Annotated in this window: 13 protein-coding genes, 1 tRNA gene and 6 pseudogenes; 14 read left to right on the top strand and 6 right to left on the bottom strand. The window is 60.2% G+C overall.

Going from position 1 to position 19,317, the window contains the following annotated elements:
- Positions 1–60 precede the first annotated feature (60 nt).
- The 4 genes from ACYVD0_RS07530 to ACYVD0_RS07515 all read left to right on the top strand — a co-directional run bounded on the left by ACYVD0_RS07530 (position 61) and on the right by ACYVD0_RS07515 (position 4,726).
- The gene (locus ACYVD0_RS07530; RefSeq protein WP_460426236.1) at positions 61–1,221 is read left to right on the top strand and encodes a phospholipase D-like domain-containing protein; all 1,161 of its coding nucleotides are present in this window, start codon (positions 61–63) and stop codon (positions 1,219–1,221) included.
- A 96-nt stretch (positions 1,222–1,317) separates the two neighbouring features.
- Complete coding sequence (locus tag ACYVD0_RS07525; protein WP_460426286.1) at positions 1,318–1,950, top strand: DJ-1/PfpI family protein; 633 nt, start codon at positions 1,318–1,320, stop codon at positions 1,948–1,950.
- Positions 1,951–2,352: 402 nt separating this feature from the next.
- Positions 2,353–3,762, top strand: a complete 1,410-nt coding sequence (locus ACYVD0_RS07520; RefSeq protein ID WP_460426235.1) for a circularly permuted type 2 ATP-grasp protein — start codon at positions 2,353–2,355, stop codon at positions 3,760–3,762.
- A gap of 13 nt (positions 3,763–3,775) precedes the next feature.
- A complete protein-coding gene (locus tag ACYVD0_RS07515; protein WP_460426234.1) occupies positions 3,776–4,726 on the top strand; it encodes an alpha-E domain-containing protein in 951 nt (316 codons plus the stop codon).
- A 147-nt stretch (positions 4,727–4,873) separates the two neighbouring features.
- On the opposite strand, the gene ACYVD0_RS07510 is transcribed toward ACYVD0_RS07515, so the two are convergent.
- Positions 4,874–5,341, bottom strand: coding sequence for a VOC family protein (locus ACYVD0_RS07510; RefSeq protein WP_460426233.1), 468 nt, complete (start codon positions 5,339–5,341; stop codon positions 4,874–4,876).
- 437 nt (positions 5,342–5,778) lie between these two features.
- Here ACYVD0_RS07510 and ACYVD0_RS07505 point away from each other — a divergent pair, with 437 nt between their 5' ends.
- From ACYVD0_RS07505 to ACYVD0_RS07485, 5 genes and pseudogenes are all read left to right on the top strand, one after another.
- On the top strand, positions 5,779–6,006 hold the full coding sequence (locus ACYVD0_RS07505) for an SDR family NAD(P)-dependent oxidoreductase (protein WP_460426232.1): 228 nt from the start codon (positions 5,779–5,781) through the stop codon (positions 6,004–6,006).
- A gap of 53 nt (positions 6,007–6,059) precedes the next feature.
- A complete protein-coding gene (locus ACYVD0_RS07500) occupies positions 6,060–6,392 on the top strand; it encodes a hypothetical protein (protein ID WP_460426231.1) in 333 nt (110 codons plus the stop codon).
- 29 nt (positions 6,393–6,421) lie between these two features.
- Positions 6,422–7,342 (top strand): ATP citrate lyase citrate-binding domain-containing protein, encoded by a 921-nt coding sequence (locus ACYVD0_RS07495; RefSeq protein WP_460426230.1) that lies wholly within the window; start codon positions 6,422–6,424, stop codon positions 7,340–7,342.
- Entirely contained in the window at positions 7,290–10,055 is a 2,766-nt protein-coding gene (locus ACYVD0_RS07490) for a hypothetical protein (RefSeq protein ID WP_460426229.1), read from the top strand. Before ACYVD0_RS07495 ends, ACYVD0_RS07490 begins: the two co-directional genes overlap by 53 nt.
- A gap of 450 nt (positions 10,056–10,505) precedes the next feature.
- Positions 10,506–11,083: pseudogene (locus ACYVD0_RS07485) on the top strand (IS5 family transposase); the annotation flags it as partial.
- A gap of 265 nt (positions 11,084–11,348) precedes the next feature.
- Here the strand turns inward: ACYVD0_RS07485 and ACYVD0_RS07480 are convergent.
- From ACYVD0_RS07480 to rimO, 3 genes and pseudogenes are all read right to left on the bottom strand, one after another.
- Positions 11,349–11,637 (bottom strand): annotated as a pseudogene (locus tag ACYVD0_RS07480) (sigma factor); the annotation flags it as partial.
- Positions 11,638–11,868: 231 nt separating this feature from the next.
- Positions 11,869–12,243, bottom strand: coding sequence for a hypothetical protein (locus ACYVD0_RS07475; protein WP_460426228.1), 375 nt, complete (start codon positions 12,241–12,243; stop codon positions 11,869–11,871).
- A 169-nt stretch (positions 12,244–12,412) separates the two neighbouring features.
- Positions 12,413–13,735: a ribosomal protein S12 methylthiotransferase gene (gene rimO, locus ACYVD0_RS07470; RefSeq protein WP_460426227.1), complete on the bottom strand. Its 1,323-nt coding sequence runs from the start codon at positions 13,733–13,735 to the stop codon at positions 12,413–12,415.
- Between the two features lie 81 nt (positions 13,736–13,816).
- On the opposite strand from rimO, the pseudogene ACYVD0_RS07465 reads away from it, so the two are divergent.
- The 3 genes and pseudogenes from ACYVD0_RS07465 to ACYVD0_RS07455 all read left to right on the top strand — a co-directional run.
- Positions 13,817–14,044 (top strand): annotated as a pseudogene (locus ACYVD0_RS07465) (transposase); the annotation flags it as partial.
- Between the two features lie 196 nt (positions 14,045–14,240).
- Positions 14,241–14,424, top strand: a pseudogene (locus tag ACYVD0_RS07460) (recombinase family protein); the annotation flags it as partial.
- Between the two features lie 53 nt (positions 14,425–14,477).
- On the top strand, positions 14,478–14,837 hold the full coding sequence (locus ACYVD0_RS07455) for an RRXRR domain-containing protein (RefSeq protein ID WP_460426226.1): 360 nt from the start codon (positions 14,478–14,480) through the stop codon (positions 14,835–14,837).
- A 3-nt stretch (positions 14,838–14,840) separates the two neighbouring features.
- Here the strand turns inward: ACYVD0_RS07455 and ACYVD0_RS07450 are convergent, their stop codons facing one another.
- Positions 14,841–17,270, bottom strand: coding sequence for a PQQ-binding-like beta-propeller repeat protein (locus ACYVD0_RS07450; protein ID WP_460426225.1), 2,430 nt, complete (start codon positions 17,268–17,270; stop codon positions 14,841–14,843).
- A 371-nt stretch (positions 17,271–17,641) separates the two neighbouring features.
- Here ACYVD0_RS07450 and ACYVD0_RS07445 point away from each other — a divergent pair.
- Both ACYVD0_RS07445 and ACYVD0_RS07440 read left to right on the top strand, forming a co-directional pair.
- Positions 17,642–18,058 (top strand): annotated as a pseudogene (locus ACYVD0_RS07445) (IS4 family transposase); the annotation flags it as partial.
- 86 nt (positions 18,059–18,144) lie between these two features.
- A pseudogene (locus tag ACYVD0_RS07440) lies at positions 18,145–18,940 on the top strand (IS110 family RNA-guided transposase).
- 260 nt (positions 18,941–19,200) lie between these two features.
- Here ACYVD0_RS07440 and ACYVD0_RS07435 read toward each other — a convergent pair.
- Positions 19,201–19,277: transfer RNA gene (locus ACYVD0_RS07435), tRNA-Arg, on the bottom strand.
- Positions 19,278–19,317 lie beyond the last annotated feature (40 nt).

Below are 19,317 nucleotides of genomic sequence, written 5' to 3'. Positions count from 1 at the left end.
GAAGCGGCTTTCCCTGGCGGGAGCGTTCGTCTCCGCCGACCTTGCCTGCCGGGAGCGATGATGCAGGGCGGTGCGGTCTTTCCCTGGCGTGGCGGCAATTGCTTCAGTCTGCTGATCGACGGCGAGGCGTTCTTTCCACGCATGCTCGCGGCCATCGCCGGCGCCAAATGGCGAATCGATCTGGAGCTGTATCTGATCAAGGATGGCCACTGTGCCAGCCTGCTGGTCGAGGCGCTGGTCGCCGCGGCCCTGCGTGGCGTGCAGGTGCGCTGCCTGTTCGATGGCTTCGGTGCCCTCGGACTCGGCGCGGCCCTGCGCACCCGGTTGACCGAGGCAGGCGTCGCCCTGGTACTGTTCAATCCCCTGCGCTGGCACTTCGGGCTGCATAACCTGCATCGTGACCATCGCAAGATGCTGCTGGTGGACGATCGCCTGGGCTATGTCGGTGGCACCGGCGCCACCGATGAGTTCTGGGATCCGCAGGATACGAGTGGTCTGTGGCACGAAGTCATGGTGGAAATCTCCGGCCCCCTTCTGGCGGACTGGCGGACGCTGTTCGACCATCAGTGGATGCTCTGTCACGAAGGGGGGCGCTGGCATTCGCAGCGACCGCCGAAGCCGCCGCGCATTCCGCCGGTGCCGCTGCGCCGCGAGGGCTCGGGGCGACTCGCCTATGCCGAGGCGCGCCAGCACCGCGACGTATTGCGGTCATTGATCCGCAGTCTGCATCGCGCGAACCGGCGCATCTGGCTGGCTACGCCGTATTTCCTGCCGACCTGGAAGGTCCGTCGCGCCCTGCTCAAGGCGGCCCGGCGCGGGGTGGAGGTGCGCCTGTTGCTGGCTGGACGCAACACCGACCACCCGCCGGTGCGCTACGCCGGACAACGCTATTACCGCCGCCTGCTGCGGGCTGGCGTGCGCATCTTCGAATACCAGCCGCGCTTCCTGCACCTGAAGATGGTGCTGGTCGATGATTGGGTCAGCGTGGGTTCCTGCAACTTCGATCACTGGAACCTGCGCTTGAATCTGGAAGCCAATCTCGAAACGCGGGATCCCGCCTTCATCGCCGCGACTGTCGAATGCTTCCTCGTCGACTTCCAAGCCAGCCTCGAGGTTGATCAGGAGCACTGGCAGGCTCGCCCCTGGTACCGCCGTCTGCATCAAAGACTGTGGGGCTGGCTGGACCGGCTGGCGGTCGATCTGCTGGATCGCGGCGGTTGAGGCGCCGGCCAGACCGGCGGCGGGTCGACGGCCGAAGGGCGGCAGGGTAGGGTGGATGTCCTGTCGCGCAGATTTCCCAGCTCCCGGTCGGAGAGCATGCGCGCTTTTCTCGTCTTTTTTCTCTTTTTTCAGGAGAAGCCCGTGTCTGCCAAGAAGATTCTCATGTTGGTCGGCGACTATGCCGAAGATTACGAGACCATGGTGCCATTCCAGGCGTTGTTGATGGTCGGCCACGCGGTTCATGCCGTATGCCCGGGCAAGAGCGCCGGACAGAGCGTGCGTACCGCTATCCACGACTTCGAGGGTGATCAGACCTATAGCGAAAAGCCAGGGCACAACTTCGCCCTGAACTTCGATTTCGCCGAGGTGCGCGTCGAGGATTACGACGCGCTATTGATCCCGGGCGGCCGGGCGCCCGAATACCTGCGCCTCGACGAACGCGTGCTGGAGTTGGTGCGAGCCTTCGCCGCAGCGGACAAACCGATCGCGGCGGTTTGCCACGGCGCCCAACTGCTGGCCGCAGCCGGAGTGCTCGAAGGCCGCTCGTGCAGCGCCTATCCGGCCTGCGCTCCCGAGGTGCGGCTGGCTGGAGGCGAATATGTGGACATTCCGCTGGATCAGGCCCATGTTGATGGCAACCTGGTCACTGCTCCGGCCTGGCCGGCGCATCCGGCTTGGCTGGCCAAGTTTATCGGGCTGTTGGGCACCCGGATCATCCTGGAAGGTTGAGATTCCGGAGCAGGGAACCGGCGGGCATTGGCCGGGTGGATGACGATGACCCAGTACGGAGCCGCACAGCCGGCTGAATGCGTGGCTTGTGGGCAGGATGTGCCGGGTGTTGCATTTTTTTTGTGCGCATCGGATCTTGCTGGGCGGGTGGAGGACAATTTTGGTGCATGGATCTCTCGCTTCCCTCGAGCCAGTTCGCGAACCAACCGGCCAGCCAGGGCAAGACCGAGCCGTTCGGGCCAGGTGACCGGCTGGACAGCGCTATGGACGGGGAGCGGCCATCTCGATCTGTCGTCGCCGCCCAGCCGGTCGCGGACGGGCTCCAAGTCATTGATAGAAACAGGAACTTGGCAACTGGCATGAGCTTTGTGAATTTCTTTTATGCACAGCCGAGGAGCATGCATGGATCGCCAATTTTTTGATGAAATGTACGATGCGAACGGCGTCTGCCGCCCGCATTACCGGGGCTTCGCCAACTGGCTGGAGAACACCCCCCAGGAGCTGCTGGCCCAGCGCCGGCGCGAGGCCGATCTTCTGTTTCACCGAGCGGGCATCACCTTCACCCTGTACGGTGACGAGCAGGGCACCGAGCGTCTGATTCCCTTCGACACCATCCCGCGCAGCATTCCGGCCAGCGAGTGGCAGGGGATCGAGGCCGGGTGCATCCAGCGGGTCCAGGCTCTGAACCTGTTTCTGGCCGACATCTACCATGATCAGCGCATTCTCAAGGCCGGTATCATTCCGTCGGAGCAGGTGCTGGCCAACGACGGTTATCAGCAGGTGATGCACGGGCTCGACCTGCATCGCGACATCTACGCGCACATCGCTGGAGTCGACCTGGTGCGTGATGGCGACGGCATCTTCTACGTGCTGGAAGACAACCTGCGCACGCCGAGTGGCGTCAGCTACATGCTGGAAGACCGCAAGATGATGATGCGGCTGTTCCCCGAACTGTTCGCTGCCCAGCGTATCGCCCCCGTCGACCACTACCCGAACCTGCTGCTGGAGACCCTGAAGAGTTCCAGCCCGCTGGACAACCCCAGCGTGGTGGTGCTGACGCCGGGGCGTTACAACAGTGCCTATTTCGAACATGCTTTCCTCGCCCGCGAGATGGGCGTGGAGCTGGTGGAGGGCGCCGACCTGTTCGTCCGCGACGAGCGGGTGTTCATGCGCACCACCGCCGGCGCCAAGCCGGTGGACGTGATCTACCGTCGGCTGGACGATGCCTTCCTCGATCCGCTGGCGTTCAATCCCGAGTCGGTGCTCGGCGTGCCGGGGCTGCTCTCGGCCTATCGCAGCGGCAACGTGATGCTGGCCAACGCCATCGGCACCGGCGTGGCCGACGACAAGTCGATCTATCCCTACGTCACCGACATGATCCGGTTCTACCTGGGCGAGGAGCCGATCCTGCAGAACGTGCCCACCTGGCAATGCCGCAAGCCGCAGGAGCTGTCCCACGTCCTAGCCCATCTGCCCGAGCTGGTGGTCAAGGAAACCCAGGGTTCCGGTGGCTACGGCATGCTGGTGGGGCCTGCGGCCAGCAAGGCCGAGATCGAGGCTTTTCGCGAGCGCCTCAAGGCCCGTCCCGAGGCCTACATCGCCCAGCCGACCCTGAGCCTGTCGACCTGCCCGACCTTCGTCGAAAGCGGTATCGCGCCGCGGCATATCGATCTGCGGCCGTTTGTCCTGAGCGGTCGCGAAACCCGTCTGGTGCCCGGTGGACTCACCCGCGTGGCGCTGCGTGAGGGCTCCCTGGTGGTCAACTCGTCCCAAGGCGGCGGGACCAAGGACACCTGGATCGTCGAGGATTGAAGGAATATCGAGCATGCTAAGTAGAACCGCCGCCGATCTGTACTGGATGTCACGTTATCTGGAGCGCGCCGAGAATCTCGCGCGGATGCTCGACGTCAGCTACTCGCTGTCGCTGATGCCGCAGGACGGCCACGGCAATGGCCTGGACGAACTGGCCATGCCGCTGCTGATCACCGGCACCCTCGAGGATTACCTGCAGCGCCACGGCGAACTGCACGCCGAACGCATGCTGCACTTCTTCGCCCTCGACGCGAGCAACCCGGCCAGCCTGTTCAACTGCCTGGCCGCGGCGCGCAGCAACGCCCATGCGGTGCGCGGGCGGATCACCGCGGACATGTGGGAGAACATCAACGCCACTTGGCTGACCCTGCTCGACCTCGCCGAGCAGGGGCTGAGTGGCTACGGCATCAGCCGTTTCTGCGAGTGGGTCAAGGAGCGCTCGCACCTGTTCCGCGGTGCCACCTATGGAACCCTGATGCGGGGCGATGTGCACAGCTTCATCCGCCTGGGGACCTTCATCGAGCGGGCCGACAACACCCTGCGTCTGCTCGATGCCCGCTATGAACTACTCGGCGCGGACAGCGAGGACCCCAACGACCGTTCGGCTCGCGCCTACTACCAGTGGAGCGCGCTGCTCCGCGCACTGACCGCCTTCGAGGCCTTTGCCGAGATCTATCGTGGCTCGCCGCGAGCCGGCAAGGTCGCCGAACTGCTGCTGTTGCGGGCGGAGGTGCCGCGCTCGCTGCGTTCCTGCCTGACCGAGCTGCAGCGGAACCTCGCCGGCCTGCCCGGCGACAACGGTCGTCCGGCGCAGCGCCTGGCCGCCGAGCTGGAGGCACGGTTGCGCTACACGGTAATCGAGGAGGTTCTGGAAACCGGGATGCACGCCTGGATCAACGAGTACATCGAGCAGGTGCAGTGCCTGGGCGATGCCATCCACAAGTGCTATCTGGAAGTGGCCTGAGGCCCAGACCGCTCTTGCCAGTATCTGCTGGATGCTGGCGAATCACATCCTGGGCTCTCGCGCAACAGGTGCCCTCTGCTGGGAAAGACCTGTGGTCTTTCCCAGCAGAGGCTCTGGCGAGTCGCTTGCGTTCGCCCCCGTGCCGTATCAGCCAGCCTGCTTGAACAGCGCCGCGGCCCGCTCGCGGATTTCTTCCGGTGACAGATCCTCTTTGTGGGCGGCGAGGAACCAGACATGACCGAAGGGATCCTGCAGCGTACCCATGCGATCGCCGTAGAACTGGTCCTGCAGCGGCATGACGACCTTCGCTCCCGCCTCCAGCGCCCGGGCGAATTGCGCGTCCACGTCGGCCACGTACAGGTACAGGCCCATCGAGGCGCCCTGCAGCGACTGCGGGCTGTGCAGGGCGCTCTTGTCGCACGGGTCGGAGAGCATGAGGGAGGAGTCACCGATGCGGATTTCGGCATGTCCGACCTTGCCGTCCGGCGTGGACAGACGGAACATCTCGGTCGCGCCGAACGCCCGTTTGTAGAATTCGATGGCCTCGGCTGCGCCCTGGATGCCCAGGTAGGGCGTAACGCTGTGATAGCCATCCGGTATCGCTTTGACAGTCATGATAATTCTCCTTTATGGGGGGCCGCCCGGTGAGCGTAGACCACCACGAAGGCTCGTGGCCTGTGCGGTTGATTGGTTAACTCAAGTTCGGATGACCGGGTTCGGGACAAAGCGCCGCGACGAGTCCTAGCAGGGCTATGGTGAGGAGCGGCAACGCCAATCCACTTATCGAACCGGGCTTAGCTGTTTAAACAAATGGGGCCACTTCTCATATCGCAGCGAAAAAGTCACCCAGGAACTCTTTCGGAAGATGGCATCGATAGCCAGTGCGATGTCATCCTCGGGCACTATCCTAAAACCTCGCACGGCCTGAGACTCGATCCCCGCAAGTCACAACACCATTGACGCTGCGCAGCTCACGTGCTGCTTCTTGCAGTCGTGACCCGCCAGAGTCTCCGACAATCAAGGAAGGGAAATCTATGAAGGAAGGAAAATCTATGAGCAATCAACGAATTGCATTCGTAACGGGCGGCATGGGTGGAATCGGGACTGCAATCAGTCAGCGCCTTTACAAGGAAAACTTCACTGCAATCGTCGGATGTACTCCGCAGTCCAAACGCAAGGATGGCTGGCTCGCCGCCCAGCGTGACAGCGGTTTCTGCTTCGAAGCCTGTGAACATGACGTGACCCTTAGATTGAACAAAGCAGGTTCGCCAAAAGACTAGTGCCAGCGCGTTAAATGGTGCCGCTATCGACTGTTCAACTATGAGAGACTAAAATGCAGATTACCGGCATGCTTCATGGGGCAAGATTGCTAGAGCTCGTGGGTTTTCCAGCAACTGAGGTGTTAGGCCCTGACGCCACCGAGCAAGAAATCAAGTTGATGCTGGATCGGCACGGTCAGCTATTCATTAAACCTGTCTTTAAAGGTGGTGTTGGTAAAAAAGGAAAGGCAGGCCTGGTTGGGAAAGCCAAAGATCTCAAGAGTGCGTTGCTGGAAAAAGAACGCCTTTATTTTGCGCGCCATGAGAGTGGGCATCAGCAAGTAAAAGCCAATGGTGTTACGTTTGAGGCGGAGTTCCGGCTGAGCATGAGATCTATTTTTCTATAACAGACTCCACCCGATTTCGTGCGCCCACTATGACTCTAACTCACCTAGGTGGAGTAGATATTGAGGACGTAGACAAAGAGAATGTCGCTGTGATTCCCTTCGATCCGCTTACTGGACTCAAGGCGTTCGTCGTTGCTAATGCACTGACGAGCATTGGTGCGCCCAAAGATGTTATCTCTCCCCTGGTGCAACAACTCCCGAAACTTTGGGAGCTGTTCCATGGCTTTGGCATGACGACATTGGAGCTGAATCCAATTCGTATGCGGATAGATCGTAACGGACGATTGTCACCTGTCGCCTGTGATTTTAAATGTAGCTTTGATCGTGATGACCCTCGATGGATGCGCTTGGGCCTACCACCTCAGGTCTTTGCGGCTGATTATTCTGACTTCGAGCAGGAAATCAATTCTCTTCGTACGCACCAAGGGCAGAGTGACGTATATGTAATTAATGCCAATGGGACTATTCTTGCCCCTACCTTTGGCGGCGGTGCTAACTCTCTGGTTACCGAAATGCTGGGGGACGATGCGATTATTTCCACTGATTTTGGTGGTAATCCGCCATATTCTAAGATGAAGGAAGTGGCCCGCATTTGTTTCAATCACTGGCTGGCACAGGCAAATGTGCTGTTCATTATAGGTGGGAAGTCCAATAACACCGATATCTACGAGACTTTCCGGGCAATGGCTGACGCATTGCGCGAGTACTTTAGTGAGCGTGGACCTACGCCGCTTTACGTTGTGCTGGGCCGTGGTGGGCCGAACCTGGTCCGAGGTATGGGGGCGTTACGCGATACCTGCGATGCACTGGGATTGCCTTATCGATTTTTTGGCTTCGATTCGGATATAAGCGAGGTCATTCAGTATGCGAAGAAAGCTGATATCTGGATGAAGTCAGGTGGACGTGACCAAGTGGCGCGTCGACTTGGTCTCCCTGCCTGTGAAGTGTGAGGACGATTTCGTGAATAATCATAAAAAACCTTCTGTCGGCGGCTTCAAGTATCACGTCGGTATTTCATCTCTCAGCGAGATCGCCTCGCGGGAAGATAGAGTATGTGTGTTGAATATCTTGGGAGGGGAGTCGAGCGTCGTCACACCGATCAGCCATACCTACTCGGGCGGTAACGTCGTATTCGGTACGGCGCCAGGCAAGGCTGGACAGGTATTGTCCACGCCGGGAGGTGATATTCCCGTTTATAACAGTGTCCTCGAGGGCCTGGAAGCGGGCCACCATTTCAATTGTGGGGTAGTTTATCTGCCGCCTTTGGCGGCACGGGATGGCGTTGCTGAACTGATAAGGGTGAATCCGGATCTCCGCAAGATCTTCATCATCACCGAAAAAATATCAGCACACGACGCCCGTGAAATTCGCGCCATGGGGCAGCAACATGGCGTCGACATCTTTGGCGCAAATGGCTTGGGTGTGGCTGACTCCTGGAGCCAGGTCCGCATCGGGGGGGCATTGGGCGGCGACAATCCGGCTGACACACTCCGACCTGGCTCCATCGCCATTTTCTCGAACTCCGGAGGATTTTCCACCACCATCACCCAGTATCTACGCATGGCGGGCTGGGGAACTTCCACGGTGATATCCAGTGGCAAGGATGTCTACATCCAGTATGCCGCACCGGAGTTCGCATATGCCTTGGGCAACGACGAGCGCAGTAAAGCTGCCGTCCTGTACTGCGAGCCAGGGGGTTACTACGAGCTTGATGCCGATTTCACCAAGCCGGTGGTGGCCTGCGTGGTGGGCCGGTGGAAAAGCAAGCTGACTCGCGCAGTTGGACATGCTGGGGCTATGGCAGGTGGAAGCGATGATGCGATCGCTAAAGAGCGCTGGTTCATGGAACATTTTGGTGTGGACGGTGTGTTTACTCCTGACGATCCACAATTTTCTTCCAAGGGGGCGCTAGTAACCAATATTGCTCATATTCCCGCGGCACTTACGGCAGTAATGAAAGCCAATGGAGTCCGACCAGATTTCGAACCCGAGGGGAGCCTGGCACTTAAAGCGTGGTTTGGATCTGATCAAGGTATAAGTCTTCATCCTGAGCTCATGGTGCCTGTCGTCGAGGCTATATCACCCTACAATGAGCAAATAACACAACTTAACAAACAAATCGGTATCGTGCTCCCCCGCCAAGCTCTCAAGGACGCGTCAGGCGCATCTCAAATGGATCCACTGAGCCAAGTGAGCAGTTTGTACGGCGTTTCTATGCTTCAAGCTGCCCAACAGCCTTTGGAGAGCAATATTTGCCTTGCGCTGATACGTGAAAGTGGAGGCGCACGGGAGCGGCAATTGATCAATGTTGCTGTTGCATCTTTTGTAAATCTTTATGGAACTCCGGAATTGGCTGCTGCACAAGCAAGCCGAGATGCAGGGAATGCCCCTAATGCCGTATTGGCAGCAGCTTTGGGAATTATTGGGCCACGCAGACAAGAACGTGCTCGATCTGCTGTTTCAATCCTGATTGACTGCCTGGCGGATGCCCACCTCACTGATCCGTTCGATAATAATTTCGAGATCCTTGGTATCGACCAGGCTCGCGTTAAGGAGCTACTGACAGAGCAGTTGGATCGTCGCGCCGAAGAATTGATGATCGGGCTTGAAGAGCGCGAAGTGATGCCTGTTGCAATTCAATGGTTGAAAAAGCTAGGGCATCCTTCTTATGACGCAGTGCTAGCAGCGATTACTACCTCATTGGCGTGGGGGGCGTTGATGCGCAAACGCATCTCTAGAGTAACGGTCGAGAATCTGCCTTGGTGGATCCAGTTATTTGGAGTACTTATTGGAGCAAGCACTGACGCGTCACAACATCAGAAACACAAATTCTGCGGTGTTAGCAACAGATCCTTGCTTAGAGATCGTTCACTTACCGAGATCGCTTACTTGGCGCTTCTGAACCGTGTTCCGAGTCCGGCGGATCTCTTTGCGTTTCAGACGCTGACTGGGCTATTGCTTACTAATGGCCCCGGTTCAATTTCTGCACAGGGTGCAAAAGGTGCAGTGTCGGCTGACGGCCCAGAGATTCCCCAGCGTGTGCAGCTGAACAAGGCACTGATCGGCTTTCTCTCTCATTGCGGCTATACCCATGGAGGTAATGGTTACGAAGGCATCGCCTTCCTGATCGATCAATTCCGAGGGAGCGGGCTGACCAATCCCGGGGCTAAAGAATACCAGATCAATGTGAAGGCACTGGCAGCTCAGGCAGTGGAGCGGTATGCCTCCTACAAAAGCAAATGCAAAAGTGTCGGAGTAGAAGTTGCCAAAGTGCCAGGTGTGAATCATCCGGTGTTCAAGGACAAACCAGTAAATTACGATCCTCGAGAAGTATTCATAGCGGATCTCTTTGAAAGTCGGGGAGAAATCAATATATTCCACGACTTCTATCGAGAGTTGGTGCTGGCTCTGTACGAGGCCGGGGTAACTCGTAATGTGTACTGTGTGAATATAGATGCCGTTATCGCTGCTCTTCTGCTGAAAATGGTATGGCAACCCATGGCGCGTGGCGAAATCAATGGACAAGAGCTTGAGACTGCAGCGTTCACGGTTTTCCTTTATCCACGCATGCTCGGCTGCGCTGCGGAAATTGACGATCATATTAATCGAGGAAAAAACATGGATACTAGAACACCTGCAAGCCGCTGCAGTTTCGTTGTATAGGTATTGAAAAGCGGTTGGTAAAGTTTTACGCCTTGAGGTGAAAGAGGTTTAAAGTATCAAGCTTCAGGTGGCCTTTTCGGTCGTGGTCACCTGAAGCTTCGTGTTTTGAAAGAGCGAAATTTTACTGATCTTGGACGCACCAAAGGTGCCATCCGAGAGTATGGTGTGAGCCTGATTGGCGATTTCCAGGTTGATTGAGGAAGACAGTGACGGAAAAGTATGACGTGTTGTTTGAGCGAGAGTGTCAGACGGTCTCCGCGGTACTCCGAGTATATATCTGAGCAGACCACTGGATGATCAAGTGATAACGTGTTCATCACCTGCGCAGAGGGTAACTGAGGATTTAGGCCTTCGTATAGAAAAATCCATAATGCGGTCACGATCACCACTAGGGTTTGTCTGAAAAGTCGGCCTGGCTAAAATGCCGCCTCCGTTATTCCGAGCGCAGCCATGTCAGGCTGTTACGAGATTTCCGCCCAGCGCTGGGCAATGATCGAAGCCATCGTTTCTCCCCCTCAGCGCATGGGCTGTCCCCTGCGAGATGGCCGCCAGATGCTCAACGGTGTCTTCTGGATCCTGTGCTCAGGCGCTAAGTGGCGCGATCTTCCCGAGCGTTATGGCCCATGGAAGACGGTGTATCAGCGCTTCAGGCAATGGCGTGACGGCGGCACCTTTGAGCAGGTGCTGCGGCATTTGCATCTGCGTCTGCGTGGCCGCCAGCGGTGCTGGAAAAAAGGGGCCTGCAAGAGCCGCAGCACCAATGTCTCGGCCGAAGCCGCGGTGGACTGACCACCAAGATTCATCTGGCCTGTGACAGCAACGGATATCCGCTGGCAGTGATGCTCTCACCCGGGCAGGACGCCGACGCGCGCTATTTCATGTCTTTGCTTGAATAGATCAGTCTGCCTGGCAGCCAGGGTTGTCCGCGCAAGCGTTGCCGGTATGTACTGGCTGACAAAGGCTATGATAGCGAAAGCCTGCGCCAATACTGTGACCGGTATGGCATGAAGCCCGTCATTCCCTCACGCAAGATACCTCTGCGTGAGCTTGTGTTCTACGAGGGGGCGTTAAGGGGGTTGTTGTCGAGCAACAGGGAATGCGGGTACGCATCGACGGTCGCGGTGGGGTCATACTTGCTGCTGGCGACTTCACCAATAGCCCTGAGCTCAAGGCGCGACACATGGGGCCTCAAGAGGCTAAGGTCGGTGCGGTTAATCCAAATCGACGGTCGCATCGCGGAGCGATACGAAGCCTGGCCGCACTTCATCTCTACTGCCCCGGGGGTCGCCTATCCTCTGCTTCCGGCTCGAACGCGTCGTCCGACAGCTTCTGCCGCCACTCCGCCGCTAGTGAGGCATCGAAACGGGCCCGCCGGCGCAGGCCGTCGATGGCCTTGAAACGCCCGGCAGAGACCAGCCTGGCGCGCGGACTGGCGGGCACGCCCCGTCCGCGGCCACTGCTCCAGTGCGGCGATGAAGGCTTCCTGAAGCGCCTCCTCGGCCAGGTCGAAGTCGCCCAACAGGCGGATCAGGGTCGCCAGTACGCGGCGGGATTCCCTGCGATGGCCTGCCGCGGCATGGATCGGTTCTGGCTCATGGGGCAGCCTCGCCGCTCTGGAGCCGCTGGGCACGGGCTCGGCGTATGTCTGGATGACAGGTTGAGATAGCAGAACCCGGCCAGAGGCGGGGGACCGTTCGTCCCGAAGGCCGGCGCCCTGTTCCGGAATGTCCGTGCAGACTGGCTGGACCCCGGGCGGCGGCGTTGCCTGGGCGTGCCTCCGGAGAGCACGACCAGGGGCTTGCCCGCGGGCAGCTCAGTGGCAGTCCCCGGCCTCCGCCAAGCGATACTCGATGATTTCGCTGACCCGGAAGCTGCCCGGGAAATCGCGGCAGCCTGGGCAGTCCAGCTGTGGTCCCGGGGTGCCGCGCAGGATCGCGAAGGCTTCCTCGTAGGGTTCGCTGACCAGGCTCGTGTACTGGGCCTCGAGACGGTGGCCGGTGGTGGCGTCGTCCGTTACCAGCCAGAGGGGCGCCTCCGAGTTGCAGGGGACGAAGACGTGCATCTCCGGGGCCATAACTAGATGGCCCTGGTAGCGTCCGGCAGACGAGCCGCCATCCCCAGTCGTGGAGTTGCCTGCGCAGCCGGCGAGCAGCAAGGCACCGGCAAGAAGATAGGGAATCGTATGCATGGGCTTCCTTGATCAGGGTACTGATGTGAGATGGCCAGGGTAAGGAGGCTGCTACCCGCTTCAGGATAGGTCAAGAGCCAGGCAGGACAGGCAGGCTTGTATCCCAGGCCGTCTTGTCCAGCGGAGCGCGCAGGCCCGGATCGTCGGGACCTGCGTTCGGACGCGAAATTCAGAGGGTCGCGGCCCAGAGGTCGTACTCGTCTGCGTCGGTGATGCGCACGCGCACCTTGTCACCCGGCTTGAGCTCCTGCTTGCTGTCGACGTAGACGTTGCCGTCGATCTCCGGGGCGTCGGCCCAAGAGCGGCCGATGGCGCCCTGGTCATCGACTTCGTCGATCAGCACCTCGATCTCCTGGCCGATTTTACGCTGTAGGCGCGCCGCGCTGATCGCCTGCTGGTGGGCCATGAAGCGCTCCCAGCGCTCCTGCTTGACCTCCTCGGGTACTGCGCCCCCCAGTTCGTTGGCCGGCGCGCCGTCCACCGCCGAATACTGGAAGCAGCCGACGCGGTCCAGCTGGGCTTCGCTCAGCCAGTCGAGCAGATACTGGAAGTCCTCCTCGGTCTCGCCGGGGAAGCCGACGATGAAGGTAGAGCGGATGGTCAGCTCCGGGCAGATCTCCCGCCACTTCCTGATGCGGGCGAGGGTCTGGTCCTCGAAGGCCGGGCGCTTCATGGCCTTGAGGATGCGCGGGCTCGCGTGCTGGAAGGGGATGTCCAGGTACGGCAGGATCCTGCCTTCGGCCATCAGCGGGACGATGTCGTCGACGTTGGGGTAGGGGTAGACGTAGTGCAGGCGCACCCACACGCCCATCTTGCCGAGTTCCTCGCACAGTTCAAGCATGCGCGCCTTCACCGGCTGGCCATTCCAGAAGTCGGTTCTGTACTTGAGATCGACGCCGTAGGCGCTGGTGTCCTGGGAGATCACCAGGAGCTCCTTGACGCCGGCCTTGACCAGACGCTCGGCCTCGCCCAGCACCTCGCCCGCCGGACGGCTAACCAGCTTGCCGCGCATCGAGGGGATGATGCAGAAGGCGCAGCTGTGGTTGCAGCCTTCGGAAATCTTCAGGTAGGCGTAGTGGCGCGGGGTCAGCTTGATGCCCTGCGGCGGCACCAGGTCGACGAAGGGATCGTGCTCGGTGCTCGGCGGCACCACCTTGTGCACGGCGCTGACCACCTGCTCGTACTGCTGCGGACCGGTAACCGCCAGCACGCTGGGATGCACGTTGCGGATGGCGTCTTCGGACACGCCCATGCAGCCGGTGACAATCACCTTGCCGTTTTCCGCCAGGGCCTCGCCAATAGCATCCAGCGATTCGGCTTTGGCGCTGTCGATGAAGCCGCAGGTGTTGACCACTACCACGTCGGCGCCCTCGTAGGACGGCACGATCTGATAGCCTTCCATGCGCAGCTGGGTGAGGATGCGTTCGGAGTCGACGGTTGCCTTCGGACACCCGAGCGATATAAATCCTATACTTCCGACTTTTTTCGACATGGCGTTGCAGACCTCGTGGGCGAGTGCCGGTGAAAAATGGGGCGAAAGTATACAGTTATCTGAGGATTTCAGATCCACGCCTGGCGACAACGCATGGGTACGGACGCCGGCAAGGCGGTCTACAAGGCGCGCGCGGCCACCGCCGAGTGTGTCAACGTCCTGGCGCGCAACCGCGGTTTGCAGCGCTTCAATGGGCGCGGGCTCGACAAGGTCAGGAGTGTGCTGCTGTGGTATGCACTGGCGCACAACCTGATGCGGATGCTCGAACTGGCGCCCGAGTTGGCGACAGGCATGAGCGGAGTGGTCTGAAGCGGCGGAGGCCGGAGCCCCCCCGACCAACCGCTCGCGCGACGCTCCCGGACGGCTTCGGCAGGTCCGCCGCATTTGCCACGCCGGGCTTGGGTGAAAGAGCCGCGGCGACCCGCCCTGCTTCCAGGCATTCGGCGCTCATCGCCGCCCCCCAAAAAAACCGAAAACTTCACAGCCTCTCAGTCGGGCCGAGCCAATCCAGGCCCAGGCCCAGGCGCAGCTCGCGCAGATCATCAACGCGGGCATCATCGTGGTGATGGCCAGTGATGGCCAGTGATGGCCGGGAGTACAACCGGGAAGGGCTCAAGGCCCAGCCGATGGATCTGGTTTACAGCCTGCTGGTGATGATTCGAGCACACGAAGATCGGGGCAACAGATCTATCGCTTGGTCGAGCTTTACAGCCTCTGCGCGGTGCGAAACGCATGACGGTGGGTGGCAAGGCGGATCGGCTGGGCATGGCCCAAGTACAATTCAAGTAAGCCGCCCCGCTTCACCGCATGCGGCAGCTGCTGTTCCTGGGTCGCTGTCGAGCAGCGGCTCTTCTTCCTGTGGAATGGCAGTGACCATCGGTTGCTGCAGGGCCGGGGACGCGCCCGTGTGCATCGGCGGATGCCCTTCGTGATCCGGCTGGTGGATCGCCGGCAGGCGGAATGCACCGTGCAGCCACTGACGGTCAAGTTCGATCCTGGGAGCCGGTTCACCGGCATCGCCCTAGGGTGGGCCTCAATCCACTCTAGGGCTACAATTGCAAACCGATGCGGACCGGCCCGCCTCTATGAAAAGCGCAGCTAACTCTTAGCGCTCCGCCTCATCCTCCAGTACCCAGGCAACCAGCGAATCGCCAATCCGGGTGCCAAACGAGCCGTGCCCTCCGGCCATCACCACAACAAACTGCCGACCAGTCTTCTGCGACATGTAGGTCATTGGCGTGGCCTGACCGCCTGCGGGTAAACGTCCCTTCCACAGCTCTTCGCCGTTGCGCATATCGTAAGCGCGCAGGTAGTAGTCCAGAGTGCCGCTGAGGAATGCCACGCCACCGGCGGTAACCAGGGGGCCGCCCAGCGCGGGAGTTCCTATGGGAAACGGAATGTAAGGGGCATTATCGCGGCTGGTGCCGTTCTTGTGCATCCACACCGGTTTCATGGTCTGCAGATCCACGGCAGTGACGTAACCCCAGGGTGGCGACTGGCAGGGCAATCCCACCGGTGACATGAATGGCCCTAGATACACCATGTAAGGCGCACCGAGATTGGGCTGCAGGCCGAGTTCGCTACCACCCCTGCGGTTTTCTTGAACATCGATTTCGCTGCGCTTGACCAGTCGTGAGACGAAAGCCAGGTAGTTCGGCGCGCCGAACAATAGCTGCCGCACCGGGTCGACCGCCACCGACGGCCAGTTGAAGGTACCGACGTTGCCCGGATAGATCAGCGAACCCTGTTCGCTCGGCGGCGTGAAGTCGCCCTCGTAGCGCAGCTTGTGGAATTGAATGCGACACATCAGTTGATCGAGCGGCGTGCCGCCCCACATGTCGCGCTCGCGCAATGGCCCCTTCGGAGCATAGCTGAGTGCGGAGGCGGGCTGGGTCGGCGCGGTGAAATCGCCTTCGACCGCGCCCTGCGGCACGGGACGCTCATGCACCGGCACTATGGGCTCGCCGGTGCGCCGATCCAGCACGAAAAGATCGCCACCCTTGGTCGCCTGGATGATCGCCGGCACCTTCCCCTGCGGGCCATCGAGATCGACCAGCGTGGGTTGCGATGGCAGGTCGCGATCCCAGAGGTCATGGTGCACGGTCTGGAATTCCCAGCGCACCTTGCCGCTGACCAGATCGAGCGCCACCAGGGTAGCGGTGAAGCGCTCGGTCTCCGGCGAGCGCTGCACTCCCCATTGATCCGGAGTCTGGTTGCCGGTAGGGATGAAGACCAGCCCCAATTGCTCGTCGGCTGTAGCAATGGTCCAGGAATTCGGCGTGCTGCGTACGTAGGTGCTACCCGTCGGCAAGGGCTCGGTGGCATCCGGATTGCCCGGATCCCAGTTCCACACCAGGTTGCCGGTACGCACGTCGTAGGCACGGATCACCCCACCGGGTGAGTCCACCGAGCCGTTGTCGGTCACCGAGCCTCCGACGATCACCAGCTTCTCGGTTACCACGGGCGGCGATGTCGGCAGGTATACCCCCAAGGCGTCATCACCCAGGCCCACTTTCAGGTCGATCATGCCGCTTGCGCCGAAGTCTTCGCATGGCCGGCCATCTCCGGGATCCAGGGCGAACAGCGTGCCGTCGTTGGTGGGCAGGAAAAGCCTGCGGGTACAGCGTGTGGCGGCTGCCTGATCAGGCGCGGCAGTGGTGGCAATGGCCTCATCCACGCCCGTACCGGAGTAGGCCGCAGCATCGTGATAGGCCAGGCCGCGGCAGGTCATATGCTGATAGTACTTGGCGTCACGGTTGATGTTGGGGTCGAAGCGCCACTGCTCCTCACCGCTGTCCGCATCCAAGGCGATGGCAATACTATGCGGGGTGCAGATGAACAGGCTGTCGCCAATCTTCAGTGGGGTGACCTGATTGGTCAGTTCACCTGGGTCACCCTCGCGAGGCCAATCACCGGTGTGGTATTCCCATGCCTTCTTCAGCCGCCCGACGTTTTCGGGAGTGATCGATTCGGCTGGAGAATAGCGGTCACCGCGGTCCGAGCCGCCGTATGCCAACCACTCGTTCGCCGAGCGGCCGGCCTGCCCCTCCGGGTTTCTGCCGGACATTCGCTCATCACTGAATTCGCCAGCGATACGCGAATAATCCTGGGTCAGCGAATAACCGGCCATCAGCGCACCGAGTAGCAAACCGACGCCGAGCAGGCCGCTAGCTCCATCCCGCCAACTTACGGGGGTGCCGATATACCGGTTGATAAAAGGCAACAGCAGCCAGACACCCAGCAGCCACCACAGGTCGATGCGCGGCGCCAACTGCCACCAATCGAAGCGTACCTCATAGATCGTCCAGCCCAGGGTGGCGAGCAGCAGTACGGCATACAGCCAGATCGCCAATCGACACCGGGCCAATATCAAGACACCCACGGCCAACAGCCCGAGGCCGGCGAGCAGGTAGTACCATGAGCCGCCCAACACCGTCAGGTAACCGCCGCCGAACGCCAATACTGCTCCCAACAACAACACCACCGCGCCAGTCAATTTGATATGCAGCGGTTGCAGTGTTTTTATCGTATTCATCCGCCTCTCCTGTACACCAACCTGTTTACTGCAAAACACCGGCACTATGGCGGACGAAAACGCACGACCCCGCTACGGACCGGTAGCCTGGCTACCAAATAATGGATGCGGTGCGGAGGCCTTGGTTCAGAAATGATGGTTTCAAGGAGCAAGTGCAACACCCGATACAAGGTATTGCCATGTCAACGAAGTACACTCATCTCAGCACCGGAAGAACGCATCAGCATCATGGTGATGCAGTTTCAGCAATTCACTCTAGCCCTGAGTGATTCCAGAAAGTTTTCTTGAAAAATCAAATAGATAGTACTTGAAGATGCCTGCGTGGGCGGGCACGTTGGTTGTCGCCAAACACACCGATGTCCCCATACCCCATGCAGGCCGTCCAATTCTTGCGCGCCGCGCTTGCCAAGGCACTCCCCACGATCCATGCCCGCCGTCTCGAGGCCCTGATGGTGGCGGTGGCCGCCCTGCTGCAGGGCCGCCGCCTGAGCCTGACCGCGCTGGGACGCTCCATGCCCGGCTTGGTCTGGCCCAAGCATGCGATCAAGCGGATCGACCGCCTGCTGGGGAACCGGCAGCTGCAGGCCGAGCGGGGGTTGTTCTACTGGGTCGTGCTCCGCGCCCTGCTGGGCTCGCTCAGGCATCCGTTAATCCTGGTGGACGGGTCGCCGATCGATGCCGCCGGAAACCTGTTCCTGCTGCGGGCCGCGATCCTGCTGGCCGGGCGCTCACTGCCGGTCTGCGAAGTCGTCCATCCACGCGAGGACTGCCCGCGTTGCCAGAAGCAATGGGATGGACTCCTCCTCACCTCGGCATCTTGAAGTGCCCAGACTGAAGATGCGAACCACAGTCAATAGTGAGAAGGAGTCCACGCATGAAGCTTATGCGCATGGGAGTCGACTTGGCCAAGAACGTATTTCAGATCCACGGCGTGGCTTGTCATGAGAAGCCGATCTGGCTGCAGCGCCTGCCGCGCGATCGCTGGCTCCAAACGTTGCTGGAGAAGATCGAGCCCGGCTGTGAGATCGGCATGGAAAGTTGCGGCGGTGCCCACCATTGGGCGCGACAGCTACAGGCGCGCGGATTTCGAGTGAAGCTGATCGCGCCCCAGTTCTTCAAACCGTACGTCAAGGGCAAAAAATGACCCCAACGATGCCGAAGCGATCTGTGAAGCGATGAGCCGCCCCAGCATGCGCTTCGTCACCGTCAAAACCGTCGAGCAACAGGATATCCAAGCGACACATCGCATTCGCGCCGGATTGGTCGAGCAACAGACGGCCAAAGCCAATCAGATCCGAGGGCTGGTCGCCGAGTACGGCCTCATCGCACCGAAAGAATTACTGACGCTACGTCGCGCGATACCCAACTGGCTGGAAGGGGCGGATAATGGTTTGACGCAGAGGCAACACAGCTCCGGTGGCAAGGATCGACTGCTTGGTATCAGCAAGCGAGGCGATGCATATCTGCGAACACTGAAGGTCCACGGCGCACGCTCGGCGCTGCGCACGGCCAAGTCCAAAGACGATCGGCTCCGCCAATGGGCTACCCGTTTAGCCGAGCGATCGCATCCCAATGTGGCCGCTATCGCGCTGGCCAACAAAACGGCACGCATGGCCTGGGCGATGCTGCGTCATGACACTGATTACCAACCGGATCGGGCAGCAGCCTGATCTACTCACCCGTCACGTCCTACGAGAAAACAACCGTCCACCACGATTGCGAAGCAACCCGAACGATGGCAAACCGGTCGAACCGGCGCCGGAAAACCCCTCAAGTGTCCAAGTGCGAAAAGCACGAAGAAGCGATTGGGAGCCGGCGTGTGAATAGCCCATCAAAGCCTTTCAGGAGGCGACGTGAGGCTGGAGGAGTGAAAGGACGCACCCAAGCCTATCGGGTTGCATGCCTGACTCTTCGATTCACAAGGGGGAGATGGCGCGCTCGGCGGGATTCGAACCCACGACCCCTGCCTTCGGAGGGCAGTACTCTATCCAGCTGAGCTACGAGCGCGTTGAGGATGCGTTCCGGGAGCGATGCTTCGGTCGGGCGA

The sequence above is a fragment of the Azotobacter armeniacus genome, from assembly GCF_054779355.1.
This window is presented reverse-complemented; position numbering and strand designations above follow the sequence as displayed.